The 22,704-nt window shown below is 45.4% G+C and carries 21 protein-coding genes, 1 tRNA gene and 1 pseudogene; 12 read left to right on the forward strand and 11 right to left on the reverse strand.

The annotated features are described in order from the left end of the window. Nucleotide 1 precedes the first annotated feature (1 nt). Genes KJB05_RS15975 through folB form a run of 3 tightly spaced genes read right to left on the reverse strand, consistent with a single transcriptional unit; the run spans nt 2 to nt 1,658 of the window. Nucleotides 2-805: an undecaprenyl-diphosphate phosphatase gene (locus tag KJB05_RS15975; RefSeq protein WP_005436046.1), complete on the reverse strand. Its 804-nt coding sequence runs from the start codon at nt 803-805 to the stop codon at nt 2-4. A gap of 14 nt (nt 806-819) precedes the next feature. Beyond that, on the reverse strand, nt 820-1,302 hold the full coding sequence (gene folK, locus KJB05_RS15980; protein ID WP_208446105.1) for a 2-amino-4-hydroxy-6-hydroxymethyldihydropteridine diphosphokinase: 483 nt from the start codon (nt 1,300-1,302) through the stop codon (nt 820-822). Then, a complete protein-coding gene (gene folB / locus KJB05_RS15985) occupies nt 1,299-1,658 on the reverse strand; it encodes a bifunctional dihydroneopterin aldolase/7,8-dihydroneopterin epimerase (RefSeq protein ID WP_005436044.1) in 360 nt (119 codons plus the stop codon). Before folB ends, folK begins: the two co-directional genes overlap by 4 nt. 266 nt (nt 1,659-1,924) lie before the next feature. Here folB and plsY point away from each other — a divergent pair, with 266 nt between their 5' ends. After that, nucleotides 1,925-2,536 (forward strand): glycerol-3-phosphate 1-O-acyltransferase PlsY, encoded by a 612-nt coding sequence (plsY, locus tag KJB05_RS15990; protein ID WP_009707765.1) that lies wholly within the window; start codon nt 1,925-1,927, stop codon nt 2,534-2,536. 39 nt (nt 2,537-2,575) lie between these two features. Here the strand turns inward: plsY and KJB05_RS15995 are convergent, their stop codons facing one another. Next, on the reverse strand, nt 2,576-3,391 hold the full coding sequence (locus tag KJB05_RS15995) for an alpha/beta fold hydrolase (RefSeq protein ID WP_054823017.1): 816 nt from the start codon (nt 3,389-3,391) through the stop codon (nt 2,576-2,578). A 186-nt stretch (nt 3,392-3,577) separates the two neighbouring features. Beyond that, entirely contained in the window at nt 3,578-4,594 is a 1,017-nt protein-coding gene (gene tsaD / locus KJB05_RS16000; protein ID WP_208446106.1) for a tRNA (adenosine(37)-N6)-threonylcarbamoyltransferase complex transferase subunit TsaD, read from the reverse strand. Between the two features lie 230 nt (nt 4,595-4,824). Here tsaD and rpsU point away from each other — a divergent pair, with 230 nt between their 5' ends. The 4 genes from rpsU (at nt 4,825) to rpoD (ending at nt 9,383) form a co-directional block, all read left to right on the forward strand. Beyond that, nucleotides 4,825-5,040, forward strand: coding sequence for a 30S ribosomal protein S21 (rpsU, locus tag KJB05_RS16005; protein WP_001145625.1), 216 nt, complete (start codon nt 4,825-4,827; stop codon nt 5,038-5,040). 28 nt (nt 5,041-5,068) lie between these two features. After that, the gene (locus KJB05_RS16010; protein WP_005436031.1) at nt 5,069-5,512 is read left to right on the forward strand and encodes a GatB/YqeY domain-containing protein; all 444 of its coding nucleotides are present in this window, start codon (nt 5,069-5,071) and stop codon (nt 5,510-5,512) included. Nucleotides 5,513-5,660: 148 nt separating this feature from the next. Continuing rightward, complete coding sequence (gene dnaG, locus KJB05_RS16015) at nt 5,661-7,421, forward strand: DNA primase (protein WP_208446107.1); 1,761 nt, start codon at nt 5,661-5,663, stop codon at nt 7,419-7,421. Nucleotides 7,422-7,520: 99 nt separating this feature from the next. Next, a complete protein-coding gene (gene rpoD / locus KJB05_RS16020) occupies nt 7,521-9,383 on the forward strand; it encodes an RNA polymerase sigma factor RpoD (protein WP_208446108.1) in 1,863 nt (620 codons plus the stop codon). An 84-nt stretch (nt 9,384-9,467) separates the two neighbouring features. On the opposite strand, the pseudogene KJB05_RS16025 reads toward rpoD, so the two are convergent. Further along, nucleotides 9,468-10,846: pseudogene (locus KJB05_RS16025) on the reverse strand (IS4 family transposase). Nucleotides 10,847-10,969: 123 nt separating this feature from the next. After that, nucleotides 10,970-11,404, reverse strand: coding sequence for an IS200/IS605 family transposase (tnpA, locus tag KJB05_RS16030; RefSeq protein WP_033007908.1), 435 nt, complete (start codon nt 11,402-11,404; stop codon nt 10,970-10,972). Nucleotides 11,405-11,652: 248 nt separating this feature from the next. Here tnpA and KJB05_RS16035 point away from each other — a divergent pair. Then, nucleotides 11,653-11,728, forward strand: a tRNA-Ile gene (locus KJB05_RS16035). 123 nt (nt 11,729-11,851) lie between these two features. Here KJB05_RS16035 and KJB05_RS16040 read toward each other — a convergent pair. Then, nucleotides 11,852-12,124, reverse strand: coding sequence for a hypothetical protein (locus KJB05_RS16040; protein ID WP_005436028.1), 273 nt, complete (start codon nt 12,122-12,124; stop codon nt 11,852-11,854). A gap of 229 nt (nt 12,125-12,353) precedes the next feature. Next, nucleotides 12,354-13,073 carry an SIMPL domain-containing protein gene (locus tag KJB05_RS16045; RefSeq protein WP_009707771.1) on the reverse strand — a complete coding sequence of 240 codons (720 nt, stop codon included), beginning with the start codon at nt 13,071-13,073 and terminating at the stop codon, nt 12,354-12,356. A 164-nt stretch (nt 13,074-13,237) separates the two neighbouring features. Between KJB05_RS16045 and KJB05_RS16050 the strand changes: the two genes are divergently transcribed. The 6 genes from KJB05_RS16050 (at nt 13,238) to KJB05_RS16075 (ending at nt 20,606) form a co-directional block, all read left to right on the forward strand. Next, nucleotides 13,238-13,528 (forward strand): hypothetical protein, encoded by a 291-nt coding sequence (locus KJB05_RS16050; protein ID WP_054823020.1) that lies wholly within the window; start codon nt 13,238-13,240, stop codon nt 13,526-13,528. A gap of 141 nt (nt 13,529-13,669) precedes the next feature. Then, the gene (locus KJB05_RS16055; RefSeq protein WP_208444318.1) at nt 13,670-15,433 is read left to right on the forward strand and encodes a GNAT family N-acyltransferase; all 1,764 of its coding nucleotides are present in this window, start codon (nt 13,670-13,672) and stop codon (nt 15,431-15,433) included. A 590-nt stretch (nt 15,434-16,023) separates the two neighbouring features. Beyond that, complete coding sequence (locus KJB05_RS16060) at nt 16,024-17,976, forward strand: PTS mannitol transporter subunit IICBA (RefSeq protein WP_038893931.1); 1,953 nt, start codon at nt 16,024-16,026, stop codon at nt 17,974-17,976. A gap of 113 nt (nt 17,977-18,089) precedes the next feature. Next, complete coding sequence (locus KJB05_RS16065; RefSeq protein WP_208444319.1) at nt 18,090-19,238, forward strand: mannitol-1-phosphate 5-dehydrogenase; 1,149 nt, start codon at nt 18,090-18,092, stop codon at nt 19,236-19,238. Between the two features lie 84 nt (nt 19,239-19,322). Further along, nucleotides 19,323-19,853 (forward strand): MltR family transcriptional regulator, encoded by a 531-nt coding sequence (locus tag KJB05_RS16070; RefSeq protein WP_005437418.1) that lies wholly within the window; start codon nt 19,323-19,325, stop codon nt 19,851-19,853. Between the two features lie 108 nt (nt 19,854-19,961). Further along, nucleotides 19,962-20,606, forward strand: a complete 645-nt coding sequence (locus KJB05_RS16075; protein WP_208444320.1) for an HAD family phosphatase — start codon at nt 19,962-19,964, stop codon at nt 20,604-20,606. Here KJB05_RS16075 and KJB05_RS16080 read toward each other — a convergent pair. Further along, the gene (locus KJB05_RS16080; protein ID WP_208444321.1) at nt 20,560-21,954 is read right to left on the reverse strand and encodes a heavy metal sensor histidine kinase; all 1,395 of its coding nucleotides are present in this window, start codon (nt 21,952-21,954) and stop codon (nt 20,560-20,562) included. The two genes, KJB05_RS16075 and KJB05_RS16080, sit on opposite strands and share 47 nt — an antisense overlap. Beyond that, a complete protein-coding gene (locus tag KJB05_RS16085) occupies nt 21,947-22,636 on the reverse strand; it encodes a heavy metal response regulator transcription factor (protein WP_054823025.1) in 690 nt (229 codons plus the stop codon). The genes KJB05_RS16080 and KJB05_RS16085 overlap by 8 nt, the downstream gene beginning before the upstream one ends. Nucleotides 22,637-22,704: the final 68 nt, after the last annotated feature.

Genomic DNA, 22,704 nt, shown 5'->3' on the forward strand with positions numbered 1-22,704 from the left:
TTTAAGCAGTCAGCAAGAAAGCAAACAAACCAAAACCTAGAATCAGGCGGTAGATAACGAATGGTGTCATGCCCATGCGTGAAATCATCTTCAAGAAGAAGTGAATACAGATGTACGCACTGATAAACGAAGTCACAATACCCGTTAGTAGGAAACCAACGTGTACTGGTTCACCGCTTGTCACCAACTTCATACCTAGGTAGCCACCCGCCAAAGTAATGATTGGGATAGACATTAGGAATGAGAAACGTGCCGCCGCTTCACGAGTGAAGCCAAGGTAAAGTGCCGCCGTGATTGTCGCACCAGAACGTGAAGTGCCAGGAATCATCGCGAGTGCTTGAGCGATACCGATAAACAGAGCCTTCTTCCAGCCCGTTTGGTATTCATCTGCCACTAACTCTGCATTTTTATCTACCCACCAAAGCAGCAAGCCGAAAATGATAGTCGTGGTTGCAATCACGTAGGCACTACGTAGGTAAACCTCGATGATGTCTTTCATCAACAAGCCAAACACACAGGCTGGGATCGTTGCAATCACGATCATCCATGCCAGTTTGGCCTCTTTGCTGCGATCACCTTTAAAGATCGAAGCAAACAGTGCTTGGAAAAGCGTGATCACTTCTTGACGGAAGTAGATCACCACCGCCATCAACGTACCAACGTGAACGGCAACATCAAAGGCCAAACCTTGGTCTTCCCAACCAAGAATGGCAGAAGGCAGGATCAAGTGCGCAGAGCTGGAAATTGGTAAAAACTCTGTCAGACCCTGAATCAGAGCCAAAATAAAGGCTTCAAAGTAACTCATGTAAACAACTCAGATTAAAGTGAAAAAGAAACTGGTTTGAGTGAATCGACAGGCTGCATCACCTGCCAAATATCTGCGATTGTTCTTCCATCGCCGGGGATCACCAATTGAGGTTCGAGATCATACAGGGGCTTTGTTACAAAAGGATATTTGTAGATATCACTGCGAGGTAGCTCAGGTTTTTGCTGCGAAATGCACTCACCAAACAAGACTATATCGAGATCTAAAGTTCGATCCTGATACTTCTGCGCGTTTTCTTCACGCCCCCACTGAAATTCAATCTCGCGTAAGCGGTGACTCAACTCTTCGAGTGATAACTCCGTGGAAAAACTAATCACGAAGTTGTAGAAGTTTTGGCTGCTAAAGCCGATTGGCTCGCATTCGTATATCGGCGAAACACTCAGATCACATCCAAGCTTTTGCAGCTCTTGATAAGCCACAAGTGCGTGATGTTCTTGGTCAATATTGGTCCCTACACCGATATACGTTTTGATCATGCCTGACCTCGCTCAATCACAACGCCAACAGCGCGTGCTTGAGGAACAGCACCAGGTTTCGCTAAACGGATCTTCACCCAAGGAACAGAGAAACGTTGCATGATAAGCTCTGCGACTTCTTCTGCCACGCGTTCGACCAACAAAAAGCGACCATTTTCGATGTGGTTTAACACCGCTTCGCTCACTTGTGAGTAATCCAACGCATCTTGAACATCATCACTCTTGCCCGCAGGCTTGTTGTCGTGCGCCATTTCGATGTCCAGAACCAGCTTCTGCTTGATTTGCTGTTCCCAATCGTAAACGCCGATGGTGGTGATCACTTCTAACTGTTCAATAAAAACTTTATCCAGAGCCATCTTATGTCCTTCTATTACAGAGGTCGGATACCCGATTTGGGCATTTTGATCGTACTATTCTATACCCAAGCAACCTGCTACGGCCTTTAACCACGTCAATTGGTGGCAAAAAGTCGCTTGGGTATAAACTGCGAAGACTCTTTATATACAAGAAATCCCATAATGCAAGCTCTATCGCAGAGAGTATTTTTGCTCAAAGCCGAATCGCGGTATGATAGCAATTACTCAGGAGCTGAGCATTAAATTCCAATCCATCAAGGACTTCTATGGACGCACTGGCACTAATAATGACAATGGCCGCCTATTTGCTGGGTTCGATCTCCAGTGCGGTTCTAATTTGTCGTTTGCTGAGACTGCCAGATCCACGCAAAGTTGGCTCGAATAACCCTGGCGCCACCAACGTATTACGTATTGGTGGTAAAGGGGCAGCAATTGCCGTATTACTTTGCGACATGCTCAAAGGCACCATTCCAGTTTGGGGTGGCTACTTCCTTGGTATCGACCCAATCATCCTTGGTGTTATCGCCATCGCGGCCTGTCTTGGCCATATGTATCCGATCTTCTTTCACTTTAAAGGTGGCAAAGGCGTTGCAACGGCACTGGGTGCAATTGCGCCGATTGGTTTGGATTTAACTGGGCTGGTGATGCTCACTTGGCTCTCTGTGGCGGCTTTATTCCGTTACTCCTCCTTGGCTGCCTTGGTGACGGTTCTGGTTACTCCTTTTTATACTTGGATGTTCAAACCCCAATACACTCTGCCTGTGGCCATGTTGTGTTGTTTAATCGTCTTTAAGCACCATCAAAACATCCGCCGCTTACTGTCCGGTGAAGAGCCCAAGATTGGCGAGAAGAAACTGATAGAAAAAAACTCGGCTTAATGCCGAGTTTTTTGTATTTGAATCATGCTGTACAAGATTTTATGCATGTACTTTATTGAGGAAATTCAACAGCATTTGGTTAACGAACTCTGGCTGTTCTAAAGAGCTGATATGTCCCGCTTCCGGAATCTCCACTAACTCGCTGCCCGTAATGCAATCATTCATTAAGTAAGATTCAAAGACTGGGCGTGGCTTATCCTCACGACCAACCGCAATCAACGTTGGCAATGCAAACATCTCAGAATCTTCAATCACATCACGACGGCCAAACACCATACGTCCAATGCGAGCAACTTCGACTGCACGCTCACCTTGCAGAGCTTCCAGACTTTGTTTGAATGAAGCGACTAACTCAGGGTTCACTTGCTCGGCATTATTGGCAAAAAACAGCGGAGTGACGGCCTCAATAATTGGCGCAGGTACTGCTTGCACTTGGCTAATCGTATCTAACATCGCAAAGTACTTCTTATGCGTCACTTCAGGCTCAAGCCCAATGAAGGTATCCATCAACACCAATGACTTCACACGCTGTGGCGCTTGAGAAGTCAGCTCTGCACCCCACATGCCACCGACAGACAAACCAACAATAGAGAACTGTTCGATCTCCAAATGATCCATCAATGCCAGCATGTGCTGAGCGTAATCCACCAAAGAACGGGTTGAAGCTGGCGCAGCATCTGACTCACCATGTCCCCAAAGGTCTGGCACAATACAACGGTACGATTGGCTCAATACTTCAATTTGTGGAGCCCACATTTGGCAATCCCAAAGGTAGCTGTGACCAAACAGAAGCACAGGACCTTCGCCCTTATCTAAGTAAGCAAGTTCTTGGCCTTCAATTTCAAACTTATTCATTGTTATATCCATTTCTTATTCTTGCGCACCATCCTATCACCAAAACAATATAGAACTGCTCGCATCAGTCAGACTTTCACATTAATTACACGAAGCCTTTCAATTCGTTAGCTAAAAATAAAGGCCTCTGATGAGCAGAGACCTTTATTATCGTGAATCTATTTCAAACCTTCAGCAGAAGTTTGCTTACGCGATTGGCGTCAGTTGGTCGATTGGCCAACGTGGGCGCGCTTCCACGGCCATGTCTGACACTTCGCCATTCTTCAGGCGCTGCATACCAGCGTAAGCGATCATCGCACCGTTGTCGGTACAGAATTCCGTGCGTGGGTAGTAAACTTCACCACCTACTTTCTTCGCCAGCTTCTCAAGCTCAGCACGCAAACGATGGTTAGCACTTACACCGCCAGCAATAACGATGCGCTTCATGCCTGTTTGCTCTAGTGCACGCTTACATTTGATTGCGAGTGTTGCACACACGGCTTCTTCGAATGCTAAAGCGATGTCCGCGCGTGTTTGCTCGTCATCACCGTTTGCCGCAATAGTATTAGCAGTAAAAGTCTTTAGACCAGAGAAGCTCATGTCCAAACCTGGCACATTGGTCATTGGACGTGGGAACTTAAAGCGACCCGGTGTGCCTTTCTCTGCCAGTTTAGATAGCAGTGGACCACCTGGGTAATCCAAGCCCATTAGCTTGGCGGTTTTATCGAACGCTTCACCCGCTGCGTCATCAATCGATTCGCCTAGGATTTTGTATTCGCCGATGCCTTTCACTTCCACCATCATTGAGTGACCACCTGATACCAATACCGCAACAAACGGGAACGGTGGTGGGTTATCTTCTAACATAGGTGCAAGAAGGTGACCTTCCATATGGTGAACAGGTACCGCAGGTACGCCCCAAGCGTAAGCGATACTGCGACCAATCGTTGCACCAACAAGCAAAGCACCAACAAGACCAGGGCCTGCCGTGTACGCCACACCATCGATGTCTTTCGGGGTTAGGTTTGCTTCCTTTAGCGCCTCTTTAATAAGAGGAATGGTTTTCTTAACGTGGTCACGTGAAGCCAACTCAGGCACCACGCCACCGTAATCCGCGTGAAGTTTTACTTGGCTGTAAAGCTGGTGTGATAGCAGACCTTTTTCATCGTCGTAAATCGCGATGCCAGTCTCGTCACATGAGGTTTCAATACCGATAATGCGCATGGTTTTCTCAGTGGGCTTTCTATATAGAGGAAATTTGGGCGTCATATTACCTTGCCTTGGTGCTTCAAACAAATTTTGTACAGACAATAAGCGATAAAAGGCTTTACAAAGCTTATGTGATCGGATTAAAATTCCGCACCATTTTTGATCAAGCTGGTAATAGACCAAACAATTGTGATTTGGTTTACTGAAATCCAGCGTTAACGAATAACCCCTGAGGTGAAAGGCATATGCCAGTAGTTAAAGTACGTGAAAACGAACCGTTCGACGTTGCTCTACGTCGTTTCAAGCGCTCTTGCGAAAAAGCAGGTATCCTTTCTGAAGTGCGTCGTCGTGAGCACTACGAAAAACCAACTACAGTTCGCAAACGCGCTAAAGCAGCAGCTCAAAAGCGTCACGCTAAGAAGCTTGCTCGCGAAAACGCTCGTCGCGTTCGCCTGTACTAATAACTGAGCTCCGGAAAGGAATTTAGTTATGGCTCTGATTGATAAACTCAAAGAAGAGCAAAAATTAGCGATGAAAGCCAAGGACAAATTGCGCCTTGGTACTATTCGTTTAGCTCTATCAGCAATTAAGCAACGTGAAGTTGACGAACAGATTACTCTGGGCGACGACGACATTCTTGCTGTATTGACTAAGATGGTTAAACAACGTCGCGACTCTGTAACGCAATTTGAAGCAGCGGGTCGTCAAGATCTAGCTGATGCGGAACAAGCTGAAATTACGGTTCTTGAGGACTTTATGCCTCAACCACTGACAGACGAAGAAGTTGCTACTCTTATCGAGAATGCAATTGCGGAATCTGGTGCAGCTGGCATGCAAGACATGGGCAAAGTAATGGGCGTTCTGAAACCGCAAATTCAAGGGCGTGCAGATATGGGTAAAGTAAGCGGTCTAGTTCGCGCTAAATTGGCTTAATACCCCACCCAATTGCAGCAAGCCGTGCTATCCTTTGGAACGCACGGCTTGTTTGTATCTGGCAGAATGGAATAACAAAAAGCCGTACACATGCTTTTCTCTGTAACCCATTCACACCAATCATGATTTTCTTTTTTTGTTAGGTTTTATGGCTGGACACATCCCTCGCAGTTTTATTGATGACCTCCTAGCTCGACTCGATATTGTCGATATCATCGACGCGCGCGTAAAACTTAAGAAAAAAGGCAAAAACTACGGTGCTTGCTGCCCTTTCCATAACGAAAAGACCCCTTCTTTCAGTGTCAGCCAAGAGAAACAGTTTTATCACTGCTTTGGTTGTGGCGCGCACGGCAATGCCATCGACTTCATTATGGAGTTCGAACGTTTAGAGTTTGTCGAAGCGATTGAAGAACTGGCGTCTTACCTTGGTTTGGACGTACCACGCGAACAGCGCAGTGGTGGCGGTGGTCAGTTTAAATCTGGCCCTCAAGCAAGTAGCAGTGAAAAACGCAGTCTTTACGATTTGATGGGCAGCATTGCTCAGTTCTATCGTAACCAACTCAAGCAGCCAGCAAGCAAAGTGGCGATTGAGTACCTGAAAGAACGCGGTCTATCTGGCGAAATCGTACAGAAGTTTGGCATCGGCTATGTGGCTGATGAATGGGATTTAGTCCGTAAAAACTTCGGCCAGAACAAAGACAACCAAGACATGCTGGTAACTGGTGGCATGTTGATCGAGAACGACAAAGGTAACCGTTATGACCGCTTCCGTGGTCGTATCATGTTTCCGATTCGTGATCGTCGTGGTCGGGTGATTGGGTTTGGTGGTCGCGTTCTTGGCGACGGCACTCCGAAATACTTAAACTCACCAGAAACGCCTATCTTCCATAAAGGTAAAGAGCTTTACGGCCTTTATGAAGTTTTACAAGCATATCGTGAACCACCACGAATTTTAGTGGTTGAAGGTTACATGGATGTGGTGGCTTTGGCGCAATATGGCGTAGATTACTCTGTCGCTTCATTGGGCACGTCAACGACCGGTGACCACATTCAAATGCTGTTCCGACAAACCAACACCGTTGTGTGTTGTTATGACGGTGACCGAGCAGGTAAAGAGGCCGCATGGCGCGCATTAGAGAACGCACTTCAATACCTAAAAACAGGTAACACATTGAAGTTCTTGTTCTTGCCTGATGGTGAAGACCCGGACAGCTACGTTCGCAAATACGGCAAACAAGCCTTCGAACAACAAATTGAACAAGCGACACCGCTTTCGAGCTATCTTTTCGATAACCTGATTGAACTGCACCAAATCAACTTGGGCAACAATGAAGGTAAATCCGCACTGCGTGCCTACGCAAGTGCCTTAATCGACAAGATACCTGATCCCTACTTTCAGGAGTTACTCGAAAAGCTGCTTGATGAACGCACGGGCTTTGATAACCGCTTACGCCAGCCGCGTAAGAAGACGAGCGAAACTCGACCTCAGCCGCACAAAGAGATCAAACGAACTCCAATGCGCGAGGTAATCGCTCTACTTATTCAAAATCCGAGCTATGCTCAAATGGTACCTGATTTGTCTTCGGTAAGAGATTTATCAATACCAGGACTAAGTTTATTTGTTGATGTACTTGATAAATGTCAGGCACATCCCCATATCAACACAGGCCAATTATTAGAGCATTGGCGAAATAGCCAAAATGAGACCCTTCTGTCTCGTCTAGCGAGCTGGGATATACCCCTCGTAGAAGACAACCTAGAAGAAATATTTTTAGACTCACTGGATAAAATTATTGCCCAGTGCGTAGAAAAGCAAATTGAAAACCTGCAGGCCAAAGCAAGAAGTGTCGGTTTATCAGCCGAAGAGAAAAGGGAGCTGCTAGCTTTAATGCTAGATTTAAAAGCGTAACCCTGATTAATTAGTCAGCAACAATTAAATTTGCTATAGTAAGTGGTTTGCATTTCGCATACTAATTCCTTCACCAGATTACGAAGTTGGATACCGTCTATGGATCAAAATCCGCAGTCACAGCTAAAGTTACTTGTTATCAAAGGCAAGGAACAAGGCTATCTGACCTACGCCGAAGTAAATGACCACCTGCCTGCTGAAATCGTAGATTCAGAACAGGTAGAAGACATCATTCAGATGATCAACGATATGGGTATCAAGGTAGTAGAAACTGCCCCTGATGCCGATGATCTAGCACTGAACGATGACACAAACATTACCGATGAAGATGCAGCAGAAGCTGCAGCAGCAGCACTTTCTAGCGTAGAAAGTGAAATTGGTCGTACAACAGACCCAGTACGTATGTACATGCGTGAAATGGGTACTGTAGAGCTGCTGACTCGCGAAGGCGAAATCGACATCGCAAAACGTATTGAAGAAGGTATTAACCAAGTTCAATCGTCTGTTGCTGAATACCCTGGCACTATCCCATACATTCTTGAGCAATTTGACAAAGTTCAAGCAGAAGAACTTCGTCTAACAGACCTAATCTCTGGATTTGTTGACCCTGATGCAGACGACACAGCTGCACCAACAGCAACGCACATCGGTTCTGAACTGACTGAATCTCAGCTAGAAGAAGAAGACGAAGAAGACGTTGATGAAGACGAAGAAAGCGATGACGATTCAGATGATTCTGAAGAAGATGTTGGTATCGACCCAGAGCTAGCGCTTGAGAAATTCAACCAGCTACGCAGCTCATACCAAAACCTTCAGCTTGCAATCAACGAGCACGGTTACGAGAGCCCGAAAGCAACAGTAGCTAACGAGTTGATGCTAGACGTATTCAAAGAATTCCGTCTAACGCCAAAACAGTTTGATCACCTAGTGAATGAACTGCGCACGGCGATGGATCGCGTTCGTACTCAAGAACGTTTGATCATGAAGGCTGCTGTTGAATACGGCAAAATGCCGAAGAAATCGTTCATTGCACTGTTCACAGGCAACGAATCTAGCGAAGCATGGTTGGATGAAATCCTATCATCTGACAAGCCATACGCTGAAAAAATCAAACGTAGCGAAGAAGAAATCCGTCGTTCAATCACTAAACTAAAAATGATTGAAGAAGAGACTTCTCTAAACGTTCAAAACATTAAAGACATCAGCCGTCGCATGTCTATCGGTGAAGCAAAAGCTCGCCGTGCGAAGAAAGAGATGGTTGAAGCGAACTTACGTCTAGTAATTTCTATCGCGAAGAAATACACCAACCGTGGTCTACAGTTCTTGGATCTAATCCAAGAAGGTAACATCGGTCTGATGAAAGCGGTAGATAAGTTCGAATACCGTCGTGGTTACAAGTTCTCGACTTACGCAACGTGGTGGATCCGTCAGGCAATCACTCGTTCAATCGCGGACCAAGCACGTACAATTCGTATTCCGGTACACATGATCGAAACGATCAACAAGCTAAACCGTATCTCTCGCCAAATGCTGCAAGAGATGGGTCGTGAGCCGCTACCGGAAGAACTGGCAGAACGCATGCAGATGCCAGAAGACAAGATTCGTAAAGTACTGAAAATCGCTAAAGAGCCAATCTCTATGGAGACACCAATCGGTGACGACGAAGATTCGCATCTAGGTGATTTCATCGAAGATACTACGCTAGAACTACCGCTAGATTCTGCAACTGCGACAAGCCTGAAAATGGCAACAAAAGACGTACTTGCAGGCCTAACGCCACGTGAAGCAAAAGTTCTTCGTATGCGCTTTGGTATCGACATGAACACTGACCACACTCTAGAAGAAGTTGGTAAGCAGTTCGACGTTACTCGTGAACGTATCCGTCAGATCGAAGCGAAAGCACTACGTAAACTACGTCACCCAAGCCGCTCAGAAACACTGCGCAGCTTCCTAGACGAGTAATCGAAGCGATTAAAGTAAATTACCACCTTCTAAAGAAGGTGGCTTTGTGTGAGCCCCCTAAAAGGCTGTCTCTTGATCACAAGTCTAGTGATCAAGAGACATTGCGAGCTCGTAGCCTTCAAGGATGGTTTGCAGTTTAAACCATCCTTCCCATAGTGCCTTTATTGAAGCTCTGCCCGTCCTCTTGGTATCTTTCCAACCGCCTAATTTAGCAAGATTTCTGTACGCCCAGCTCATATCGGGTACTTCTTTAGGTAATGTCTTGCTTTCTAGTTTCAACCACAGCAGCTTCCAAGCTTTTGTGCCCAAGGCCTTTTCACAACTTTCTGTTGATAGCTCATCAACTTCTTTAATGAAACGTAACGCCAATAAACGAGTCGCAACAAAGGCATAGATGACACTTAACCTCTCTAAGTTACCTTTACTTTGGAGTCTTAGTGACTCCACATCCGTACCTTCACTTTTCCAGACTTTATGGAAGTCTTCAATCAGCCATCGACGCTCGTAATAACCGATAATTCTCATGGCGTCTTCAACGTTGTTTATTGGCTCCGACGTCAAGAGGTGCCATGCTAACTTGTCTTTTGATGTCCCTTGCTCAAGGCAACCAACATAATAAACAGGTATGCCTGCGTGCTCTTTTTGTTTGCCGGAGCCTTTAATGTCACCTGACCATATTTAACGTCAAGCTTTACATCTCTCGCTTTTCTCCCTCCTTTTTGGGGGATGGTAAGCTCCTTTGTCTCGACACTTGGTAACGCTTGCGCATAGTCGTAAAGCTTTTGAGCGTGTTCTTCTAGACAACGACTTTGCATTGAGCGAACGACAAAGCGCTGCTGATGTTGACGTTTATAAGTTAAGTATTCGAATAGGTCTGCTTCTCGGTCACAGACCGAGATAACATCTAACATCTTATCCCCTAGGCGCTCAACGACACGGCGAGAAGCTTGCTCCCATTTGTAACTCTCTTTCTCCTCGTAAGGACGAGTCGCGTGTTGGTGCTTTTGCCCACGCTTAGTAATATCTCGGCTCCATCGTTGTTGCTCGATAAGACCAACAATGGTCTGACTTTGTGGTGCAAAAAGTAACGTCGAATGTACATGGAGAGCTCGGGTTCTATTGCCTTGATTCGTGTGCCCGAGCTCTTCTTTTATACTTCGATGAGGAAAACTGAGCGTTGTTGTATCTTCAAGCGCAAGTAATTCTTCATGCTCTTTAGCTCGGGATACGGTTGATTGAAAGCCAGCTTCAGCGATGTCTTTTGCATCGATGTTTTCATTACGGATAAAGCGATATGCCCCTTCCATATCGGCGGGAGAAAAAGGAAGTTTAGCCACGGAGACTCCTGGTTGATTAGCAATGGAAGTCGCTAAACTGATGAGGCGTTGTGTTCTTCGAGGATCTTTAAGTTGTGCTTGTCCAAATTGTTCTTGCGCCCAAAGTTTAGCGTCTGAGTGTGTCATCTTAGTGTTTCAGTAAGGATTCTTAAGTGATCAGATCGCACACACTTGAAAGAGTTCAAAAAATCCCTAAGCTACAAGCTTAGGGATTTGTGTATAAGAGACAGCCTAAAAGGGGGCCTTTGTTTAATCCAACGCCAACTGGTGCTGCTCTACTCGCTCTTGCTTCTCTTGATGTCTTACATATCGGCGTATGATTTCTTCATTGATTCCAACACTATCGACAAAATAGCCTCTTTGCCAAAAGTGATTACCCCAAAGCCTGTTCTTCCTAAGATGAGGAAACTTACTAAATAGCTTTAAGGCTATTTTGCCTTTCAATACCCCCATCAACTTGGATATCGATAGCTTTGGTGGAATCTTTACTACTAAATGCACGTGGTCAACTTGTATGTTTAACTCTACTACTTCACATCCAAGTTGATTACAGTAAACATAAATACATCGATAAACTTCTTTACCTATATTGTTCTTCAAGATCCTAAATCGATACTTTGGAGTCCACACTATATGGTATTGACATCGCCAAAATACGTGGGAAGCTTGATTGTATCTACTCATGTTATTTGTCCTCTTTGACTTCTGGAAAAATCAAAGACGCATTTAGCATGAGTAGTTTTACAGGCAAAGCCGAAACGGATGATAACCACCTACTGAAGTAGGTGGTTTAGGGCTGAAAATCAAAAAAGGTGACCGAGTGTCACCTTTTTTATTATCCGTGAAGCTAAGTGAATAAAAACTAAGCGCAATTGCCCTACCTAGTGGCTAGACACCTAGCAACGCTTCCCCTATAATCGTTGACCTATTAAGGCCCCTTAGCTCAGTGGTTAGAGCAGTCGACTCATAATCGATTGGTCCCCAGTTCAAGTCTGGGAGGGGCCACCAAATTCAGAAGGCTCGTAGAGAAATCTACGGGCCTTTGTTGTATCTGGAAGACAGGGATTCCATCCAATACCAATGACTCAACACTAACTTTAGAGGTAGTTTAGAACAGAGGTTTGCTTAGAATTAAGGGCGCTCTAACTCTAGCTTGCTAACTTGGTAATCCTCTGTCGCTGCAACTAAGTCAGGACGATTAATGACTTTCCACAAGAAATAAGGCGGGATCAGAAACGCGACGAAGTAAAACGATTCGTGGAAGAAGATATGTGCGATATTTTCTTGATGCTCGCACAGTGCCGCAAGGGCGCAGAAATCCAATAAGATACTCAAAACCCCGAACACCACAGAGACCACGATGGTTAAACCCAGTAACTCTCTGAGGTAATGTTTAAATGCCATTCTAGTAATTCCTTCTAGCTAATCAGTGCGGTCAAAATTACGCCTCTAACTCCTTCTCTGAATTGACTTTTATCAACTTCATCGCCAAACAAATAAGAACTTAGTTTTATAAAAGATCACTTGCACACATCAGAAAAAGAGCGGCAATTAAAATGCAATTAATTGAACATTAAAAAAGCCAATCAAATGACTGGCTTCTACTGTTATTCAGAGTTAGCAAGAAATAGAGTTAATCCGACAAGTAATATTGAACGGTTGAAACAACACGTACTTTCTTAATATACGGCGTGTTGCTATCACGATCGTAAATAGAGAACTGGCCTTGCGTCGCACGCTTGATTTTACCAAGCGAGCTTTGCGAATCTTTGGCGAACTTCTCTGCCACTTCACGAGCGTTCTTGGTCGCTTCCTCAATCATATCTGGCTTGATGTCATTGAGTTTAGTAAAGCTGTACTCAACACGATTTGCATAAGGGTCTTGGTTAAGCAAAACGCCCTGTTTACCTAGCTCACCGATTTCATTGATTGCAGCTCTGACGACATCAATATTCTGGCTATAAACCGTCACCGTTCGATTGGCTAAGTAACGATACTCAATGTCCTGCTCATTGCCATATTGCTGCGCTTTGCGGTCTGTTACTGCAGGAGAGGAAAGAGAAAAGTTTGATTCATCCAACCCCTTAGCTGCCAGAAAATCGAGTACCAGCTTGGTTTGCTGATCAATCTCATCAAACATCGTCGGCATATCATTACTCGCAACAGTAAACTGAATTGGCCAAATCACCGTATCCGCTGGGTACTCACGCTCAGATAAGCCCTTTACCGTCACGACGCGTTCATAGGCTTTGTATTTTACCGCGGTCTGTTGAATGAAAAAGCCCAACACTCCTAACCCGATGATTAAACACAGCCCTAGCCACAGTGATGACTTATTGGAAATCCGCTCCATTCATCCTCCTAATTTCGTTAAACCAATCAATTTGTTATCAAGATAACATAGCCCAGATACCGCAGGAAAATAGCGACTGAAAGCTAAGTTTTTGTCATATCGCTCGAAATGATAAGCGCAATAGCATAAAATCGAACAGTGTTTTATTTTCGAGTTTCATTACTATGTTAAAAACAAAGTTGATGGTGTTGCTCAGTGGCCTACTCGTCTCTGCGTCTTGTTTGAGTGCTGACGAGATTGCCTCTGAAGAGATGAGTGAAGAACAAGTTGTCGAAAACTCAGTTCTAGACGAGTCAGCGGTTGCTTGTACTGAGGAACATTGCGAAGGCAAGGGCTTTGATGGGCGTATTCTATTAGACAACGAACCAACCAAACAGGTATTGAGCTCTCTCGAAAGCCTGGGTGAAACACTGAACTCGTTGAGTTTCTTAATGTTCGCTGGGGATAAAACCTAACGCTGTCATTGGTAACTCTTGCCTAAATGCCTTTGGTCAATAAAGCTTCATTGGTTTGTCACCAAAGGCTCATGCTTTTGCCTCTTAACTGTCATCTGTAATTTCTACTATCCAATCAGCAACTTGTACGCTGAGGTAAATATGGATAGTTCGACCCCTTTTCGTCTCCCACGTAGAACGCCGTTTGGCATTGGTGAAAACGTTGCTGAATGGGCAACCGGTTTAAACCAACTTGATAAGTTCTACGCCCAACGCCCCGTTAATGCCGATACCAAAACTTTTCTTCGCTTCACGCTGGATATCTTAGGTATAGACTATCGCATTGCTCATGGTTCACTTGACTCAGTTCCCAAACAAGGTGCTACCGTCATTGTGGCGAACCACCCGCTTGGGTGTGTAGAAGGCGTGATCTTGGCTGAATTACTGTTGATGGTCAGAAACGATATCCAAATCCTAGCCAATCAATACCTTAAAACCGTGCCGGAGTTAGATCAGCTCTTTATTGGTGTCGATGTGTTTGAAGGCAAAGACGCCGTCAAATCGAATATGAAAGCGCTCAGAGCGGCCAATAAACACCTCGCAAGTGGCGGCTTATTGCTTGTCTTTCCTGCCGGTGAAGTATCCCAGTTAGTCGATGCCAAACAACAACGCTTGGAAGACAAAGCGTGGAGCCGAAGCGTAAGCAGCCTGATCCGCAAAAACAAAGCAACGACAGTTCCAGTATTCATCAGTGGTCAGAACTCGAAACGCTTCTATATGGCAGGGAAAATCCATCCACTTCTGCGCACCCTAATGCTCGGGCGAGAACTACTGAACAAACAAGCGCAAACCATCGACTTATCTTTTGGCCAAGCTATCAAATTCAAAGAGCTCAACACACTTAACGATGATCAAGTGGTGAACTATTTGCGGCTCAACACATACTTGCTCAATCGTGAAACCCAATCGGTAAAACCCTCTGCTTCATCAGAACAACTCTCTCCAATAGCGGCAGGGTTACCCGTAGGCGAATTGCTTGAAGAGCTGAACAGCTTACCAAAAGAGTCCAAGCTGCTAACAAGTGGTGAGTTCGATGTCTACTGCACGAAGTCGCAGAATATCCCTTCCCTATTACATGAAATTGGTCGCCTACGTGAGCTCAATTTTCGACAGGTTGGCGAAGGGACGGGACTAGCAATAGACATTGACCATTTCGATCATGATTACCTGCATCTGTTTGTGTGGGACAGAGAAAACCAATGCTTGGTGGGCGCGTATCGTTTAGGTCTGGTTGATCAACTGATTGAAAAGCGCGGCGTAGCAGGTCTGTATTCACGAACGTTGTTTAACTATGACCAACGCTTTATCGACCAAATGGGTAAATCCATCGAAATGGGGCGCTCAGTGATTGCGCAGCAATATCAAAAGAGCATGAGCGCGCTGCTGCTGCTGTGGAAAGGCATCGCAACCTTCGTGCATCAAAACCCAGATTACACTCACCTATTTGGTCCGGTAAGCATTAGCAACGACTATAGCGATACTGCACGCCAACTGCTCGCTCAATCAATGACGCTGCACCACTACGATAGCAACTGCGCAGAGTACGTCACGCCTTCTAACCCACTTCCCGAGCACCACCGTGACTGGAACACCAGCATGCTTACTGCTCTGGGAGATTTACAGTTACTATCACGCGTAATTGCCAGAATCGATGAAGGGAAAGGTGTGCCCGTGTTACTGCGTCAGTACTTAAGCCTCAATGGCAAACTGGTGTGCTTCAATGTTGACCCTGCATTCAATAACGCGCTAGATGGATTGATTACGGTGGATTTGCGCGATGTTCAAGAAAAGACGTTGGCAAGGTATATGGGACGCGAGCAAACTCATGAATACCTCACCTACCATGCTAATAGCAACCATAAGTAAGAGCAGTGAGTAAGAAGGGAGTTGTGAGTCAATAAAAACAGTGTAGCGACTCTCTTTTACTTTTCTATCAATTAGATAAGAGCACTTCGTGAAGTACGCCGAAAAGACTTTTATAAATACATTCTATCGAAGAGTCGCAATGACATTGATCACACCAATCCCGTCACAAACTTTCACAAAACACCAAAGGCGAATCAGATCACATTTTATATCCAGACCAAATCAACACAAAATGTGATATTGATCGTTACTGGTATTTAATTTGAATTTCAAAAGAAATCAAAGGTGATCAAAATCACAAAGTATTTTGATTTTAAATTTGTCAGAAGATCGAATTGATCACTAAGATTTTTATTGACAGATTTGAAAGTGGCTTTTTGTTATTAAGTTACAAGTTAATAAGTTGAACTTGGTCACTTAAAAACCGTTTCTCAGCCTAAGAAATGCGGGCGTAGATCACGAAAAACCCGTTGTCAGTTCCAATTGGAAAATGTGTGGTAAATTGATTGGGTACTAAGCAATCAAACAAACGGTTTTGGCGAACCGTTTACTACAACAAGATTCATCAGAACATCGAACGGGGAATTGTTATGATATCACCAGATGCCAAGATCAAGATACAAAATTTTGGTCGTTTTCTGTCAAACATGGTAATGCCAAACATCGGCGCGTTTATCGCGTGGGGCTTTATCACTGCTCTATTTATCCCAACTGGATGGCTACCAAACGAAACGTTAGCCTCTATGGTTGGCCCAATGATTACCTACTTGCTGCCACTACTTATCGGTTACACCGGTGGTAAATTAGTTGGTGGCGATCGTGGTGCGGTAGTCGGTGCAATCACAACAATGGGTGTGATTGTCGGCACAGACATCCCAATGTTTATGGGTGCAATGATGGTCGGCCCAATGGGCGGCTGGGCTATCAAGAAATTCGATAACTACATCGATGGTAAAGTAAAAAGTGGCTTCGAGATGTTGGTTAACAACTTCTCTGCGGGCATCATCGGCATGCTATGTGCGATCCTTGCTTTCATCTTTATCGGTCCATTCGTAAAAATTCTTTCTGGTGGCTTGGCGGCAGGCGTTAACTTCCTAGTTTCTGCTCACCTACTACCACTAACTTCAATCTTCGTTGAACCTGCGAAGATCCTGTTCCTAAACAACGCGATCAACCACGGTATCTTCTCTCCACTGGGTATCCAACAAGCGTCTGAGACAGGTCAATCGATCTTCTTCCTAATCGAAGCAAACCCAGGTCCTGGTCTAGGTATCCTGCTAGCTTACATGGTGTTTGGTAAAGGTACGGCTCGTCAAACGGCAGGTGGTGCATCAATCATCCACTTCTTCGGCGGTATCCACGAGATTTACTTCCCATACATCCTAATGAACCCTCGCCTAATCCTTGCGGCTATCGCAGGTGGTATGACTGGCGTATTCGTTCTAACTATCTTTAACGCAGGTATCGTTTCTCCAGCATCGCCAGGTTCAATCTTTGCAATCTTGTTGATGACTCAGAAAGGCTCAATCGTTGGTGTTCTAGCGTCTATCGCAGCAGCAACAGGTGTGTCATTCGCCGTAGCAGCACTGCTAATGAAGACACAAACGTCAACAGAAGAAGACGGTGATGAAGCAGCACTAGAGAAAGCAACATCACAAATGAAAGACATGAAATCTGCATCTAAAAACGATGCGGTGGTAAACAGCCAAAGCAAAGGTGACGTAGACCTAGCGACAGTACAAAGCATCATTGTCGCTTGTGATGCGGGCATGGGCTCGAGTGCAATGGGCGCGAGCATGCTACGCAAAAAGGTTCAAGACGCAGGTCTGAACATCCACGTAACCAACCTTGCCATTAACAGCTTACCAGAGAGTGCAGATATCGTGATTACTCATAAAGACTTAACGGATCGTGCACGTAAGCATGCTCCAAACGCACACCACATTTCATTGACTAACTTCCTAGACAGCGAAATGTACAACCAGCTAGTCACCAAACTACTAGCAGCACAAAACCAATCCGCAGCTAATGACGACCAAATGGTAAAGGTCTCCGTCATGGCGGCGAACGACGACAGCTTTGAGCCACAACAACCATCGGTGTTCCAAATCCAGCGTGAGAACATTCACCTAGGTTTGAAAGCAGCCAACAAAGAAGAAGCCATTCGCTTTGCAGGCAACAAATTGGTTGAACTTGGCTACGCAGAACCAGAATACGTAGACGCGATGTTTGAGCGTGAAGCGCTGGTTTCAACGTACCTAGGCGAATCTATCGCAGTACCTCACGGTACGGTAGAAGCGAAAGACCGCGTGAAGAAAACTGGCATTGTAATCTGCCAATACCCATCGGGTATCCAATTTACTGAAGACGACGATGATGTAGCGAAACTGGTTATCGGCATTGCCGCTAAGAACGATGAGCACATCCAGGTGATTACCACCATTACAAACGCGCTCGATGAGCCGGAGGCAATTGAGAAGCTAACTAGCACCAACGATGTGGAAGAGATTCTGAACATCCTTGGCGGCCAGCAAGCGGCTTAATCACTCCCTTTAATTTGCTCCTGAGCAAACCGAGGTCAGCTGTCACCCCCTATGCGGTTGGCCTCACCCTAAATTCGTTTAGTCAACATTTCAGACATTGGTAGGTAAGAATTATGAAAAACGCAGTTCATTTTGGCGCAGGCAACATTGGTCGTGGCTTCATCGGTAAACTATTAGCAGACGCAGAAGTCGAGGTGACATTTGCAGACGTTGATGCACCACTCGTCGATCAACTGAGTCACAAGCAAGAATACAAAGTAAAAGTGGTCGGTACTGAGTGCCAAATCGACACAGTAACTCACGTTACCGCGGTTAACTCAGCCAGTGAAGATGTCATCGACCGCATTGTAAAAACCGACTTGGTAACAACAGCAGTGGGCCCTAACGTACTGGACATCATTGCAAAAACCATCGCTACCGGCATTGCTAAACGCTTTGCAGCAGGTAACGATAAACCATTGAACATCATCGCGTGTGAAAACATGGTTCGTGGCACCACACACCTAAAAGGTGAGGTGTACAAACACTTAGATGAATCATTGCATTCAAAAGCAGACGAGTTGGTTGGCTTTGTCGATTCAGCGGTAGACCGCATCGTGCCACCAGCAGAAGCTGCGAACGATGACCCACTAGAAGTGACGGTAGAAAGCTTTAGCGAATGGATTGTGGATGAACAGCAATTCAAGGGCGAAATCCCTGATATCGCAGGCATGGAAAAAACCAACAACCTAATGGCATTTGTAGAACGCAAGCTGTTCACTCTCAATACAGGTCACTGCATTACCGCTTACCTAGGTTGCTTGAAAGGCCATCGCACCATTCGTGAAGCGATTGAAGACCCAAGTATTCATGCTGAAGTAAAACAGGCGATGCAAGAGAGTGGTGAAGTGCTGATCAAACGTTACGGTTTCGACCGTGACATGCACAATGCTTACATCGAGAAGATTCTAGGACGCTTTGCCAACCCATACTTAGTGGATGAGGTTGATCGCGTAGGTCGTCAACCAATTCGTAAATTAGGTGCAAACGATAGATTAGTGAAGCCTTTACTCGGTACAATTGAGTATGGCACTGAAAATAAAACACTTTTGAAAGGCATTGCCGCTGCGTTTAAGTACACTAACGACACTGACCCACAAGCCGTAGAGCTACAAAACTCATTAAAAGAAGTGGGAGTGAAGAAGACGCTAGCGACATACACAGGTCTTGCAGAAAACAGTGCTGAAGTGACTCAAATCGAGACACTTTACAACCAACTTTGATTTACCTAGGGGAGCTTGGCTCCCCTTCTATATCCATCTCCATGAAGAGTTGGGATAGCTAATAATTAGAAATGTATTCAGTATATGGCAGATAACATCAACGAAACCGAGATCATTGAGCGATTAAACAGCGCACCATCGGTACGAGGCTTTTTCATTGCAGCAGTCGACGTTTTTAACGATTCGATCGACGGGTTAGTGCAAAGAATTTTTCGTAAAGATAACTTCGCTGTTCAATCGGTTGTCGGTCCGCTGTTACAAGACTCGGGACCGCTGGGCGATCTGTCTGTTCGTTTGAAGTTATTGTTTGGCTTGGGTGTGCTTCCCGATGATATTTACCACGACATCGAAGACATCATTAAGCTCAAAAACCATCTCAATAGCGACGCTTCTGACTACGAGTTCACGGACCCTAATATTCTAGATCCAATCAAAAAGCTGCATTTGGTGAAGAAGATGGGCATGGTTCAACTGGAAGTCAACGAACCAGATGACGACATCGACCTTGAGTTTTATCAGCTACAACTGCAACGTCAACAACAAATCATTAAGTCAGGGCTCTCGCTTGCGATTGTCGAGATCTGCAATGAACTCGGCAAAGAGAGCCCATTCTAACGCCACACTTTATACCCAAGCCACCTTCAAAAGGATTCGAGGTTGCTTAGGTATAACAAGATAACAATGTCAGCCGCTCTACACCCAAAAACGTAGGAGCCCTACCCAATGTTAAAAGCTGTACTTTTTGATATGGATGGACTGATTTTCGATACCGAATCCATCTACAAGCAAAGTTGGCAATACGCCGCGACCGAGCAAGGCTTAACCATCACCGATGATTTCTACCAACAGTTTATCGGTGTCCAAGACCCTGAATGTGAAAGAATACTCTCTGAGCATTTTCAAGACGCCATCGATATGCCGCGCTATAAAGCCGTGCGAGATGAACACTTCCATAATCTAAGAAATCAAGGCATTGCGCTCAAACCCGGATTCGACGCACTGTTTTCTGCCATCAAACAACATGGCTTATTAACCGCGATTGTCACCTCTTCTCACCTTCCAGAGGTAAAACACAATTTCTCAGGCAGCAAGTACCTTGCGCAGTTCGATTTAGTGATTACCGCCGAAGATGTAGAACGCGGCAAACCAAACCCTGATTGCTATCAGATGGCTTATCGCCACTTAGGTGTGGACGCCAAACAGTGCTTAGTATTGGAAGATTCGAACAACGGCATCAAAGCCGCACTCGCTGCAAAATGCCAAGCTGTCATGATTCCGGATTTACTTCCACCTCTGCCGGAGCTCGAAGACAAAGTCATCATTAAAGCGTCTCTTGAGGAAGTGATTCCACTGCTGAGTCAGCTTTAGCCGCTGGCAGTATCAAACAAAACTGGGTTTGGCCCCCTTCTGAAGTGACGCTGATGCTTCCATCGTAGGCGTGAACAATCGACTGAGTGATCGACAAACCCAGCCCGGCTCCCACGCTACCTGAATGTTGGCGAGACTTGTCGACCCGATAAAAGCGGTCAAACAGATACGGCAGGTTTTGCTTGGGAATCGCCTCACCAACGTTGCTGACGGTTATCTTCACAAGTTCACCAACCTGCTCAATATCAACCGAAATCGTCGTCTCGTCATACGCATGACGAATCGCGTTGGACAATAAGTTACTGATAGCGCGCTCAAACATGTTTCGGTCCATATACAGCATCGCCTCACCTGAAGTGGTAATGGCCAGCGCTGAATCTTCCGCCAGTATTTCGAAGTACTCGATCAAATGAGCCACTTGTTCATGAGCTGCGAAGCGCTCGTTGTGTCGATGGATCAGTTTGTTTTCTGCTTTGGCGATATACAGTAAGTCATTGATGGTTTTAGTTATCCGTTCAAGCTCTTCCAAAGTAGAAGCAATCGCTTCTTGATACTCCTCAGAACTGCGGGCAGCACCAAGGATTACTTGGTTTTGAGTGGTGATGTTAGTCAGCGGCGTTTTAAGCTCATGAGCAATATCAGAGGAGAACTCACTCAAACGATGAAAGCCGGTTTGTAATCGATCCAACATCGCATTGTGCTTTATCGCTAATTCTCTTAGCTCGATCGGCAACGTCTCAGGGTCAATACGAATATCTAACTGTTCAGGGGTAATATGTTGGATGTGTTTGTTTAAGGTAAGGATCGGCCTCAAACCTCGATTTACAATGGTTCGGCTATACAGAGCAGAAGCTAAAAACGCGAAGCCTAACGACCAGAATAGAATCCACCCCAGTTTATTGAGGAACAATATATGGTGGTTAATGCTGGTGCCTATCACCACAGTGACATCTTTAGCTTTAAAGGCGAAGGCTCGAATATCCAAAGAATCTTCATGCCATTCAATCGCATTGTTTTGATTCAAAATCTGCGGCGAACTCAGCGTGAGAGACAGTTTGTCAGGAATAGAAAGCGTTGAGTTTTTGTAGGTCTGCTCTCCCTCCTCAAACGCCCACATGTAAGCGGAGCTGTTATCGATAAGCAGATAAGCCGACTCAGGAGAAACCATCATGGTCTTCTCTATCGCATTATATTTGCTGACCATTTCGTTATAGTCTTGAGTAAAGAAATGGCGCTCTATGGTGTAATAGAGAATAAAGGCTAAAGCGAGGTACACCACCAGCGTCGTGCCGACAAACATCAGCACGAGTTTGTTTTGCATAGACAGGTTGGCTGGGCGTTTAAACATCTGGTGCTTCCAGCTTATACCCCATCCCTCTAATGGTATGAATCAGAGGCGTTTCAAATGGCTTGTCGACTTTATTGCGCAGTCGTTTGATGGCGACATCAATCACGTTTGTATCACTATCAAAGTTCATGTCCCACACCAATGACGCAATGGTTGTCCGTGATAACACCTGGCCTTCTTTACGCATCAAAAGCTCAAGCAGCGCGTACTCCTTTGCCGTCAGCGTAATACTTTGCCCGCCTCGCATTGCCACTCGCTTCATCATATCGAGCTCTAAATCGGCAATTTGCAGTGTCTGAGAAGAAGTCTGTACACGAGAAGAAGTATGATGACGAAAGACATTCTGAATGCGCGCCAGCAGCTCAGCAAACGCATAAGGTTTTACCACGTAGTCGTTGGCCCCTAACTCAAAGCCACGCACGCGATCTTCTATCTGCTCTTTGGCAGTGAGCATGATAACTGGGGTGTGAATGTCACTACTGCGCAGCGTGTTGAGCACTTGCCAACCGTCGAGTTTGGGCAACATGATATCGAGAAGAATAAGATCATAAGGTTCACTGGTTGCGTGATATAAGCCATCGACACCGTCGCGAACCCAATCAACAACGTAGCCCGACTCCACCAGCCCTTTTTGCAAGTATTCCCCTGCTTTTACTTCATCTTCTACAATCAGTAGTTTCAATTTCAGCCCTCTATCTCAACGGGATATGCTCAGCATGGACGATCGCAAAAAGAGTACGACACAAATTG

This window comes from Vibrio sp. B1ASS3 (assembly GCF_905175355.1).
Classification (GTDB): domain Bacteria; phylum Pseudomonadota; class Gammaproteobacteria; order Enterobacterales; family Vibrionaceae; genus Vibrio; species Vibrio owensii.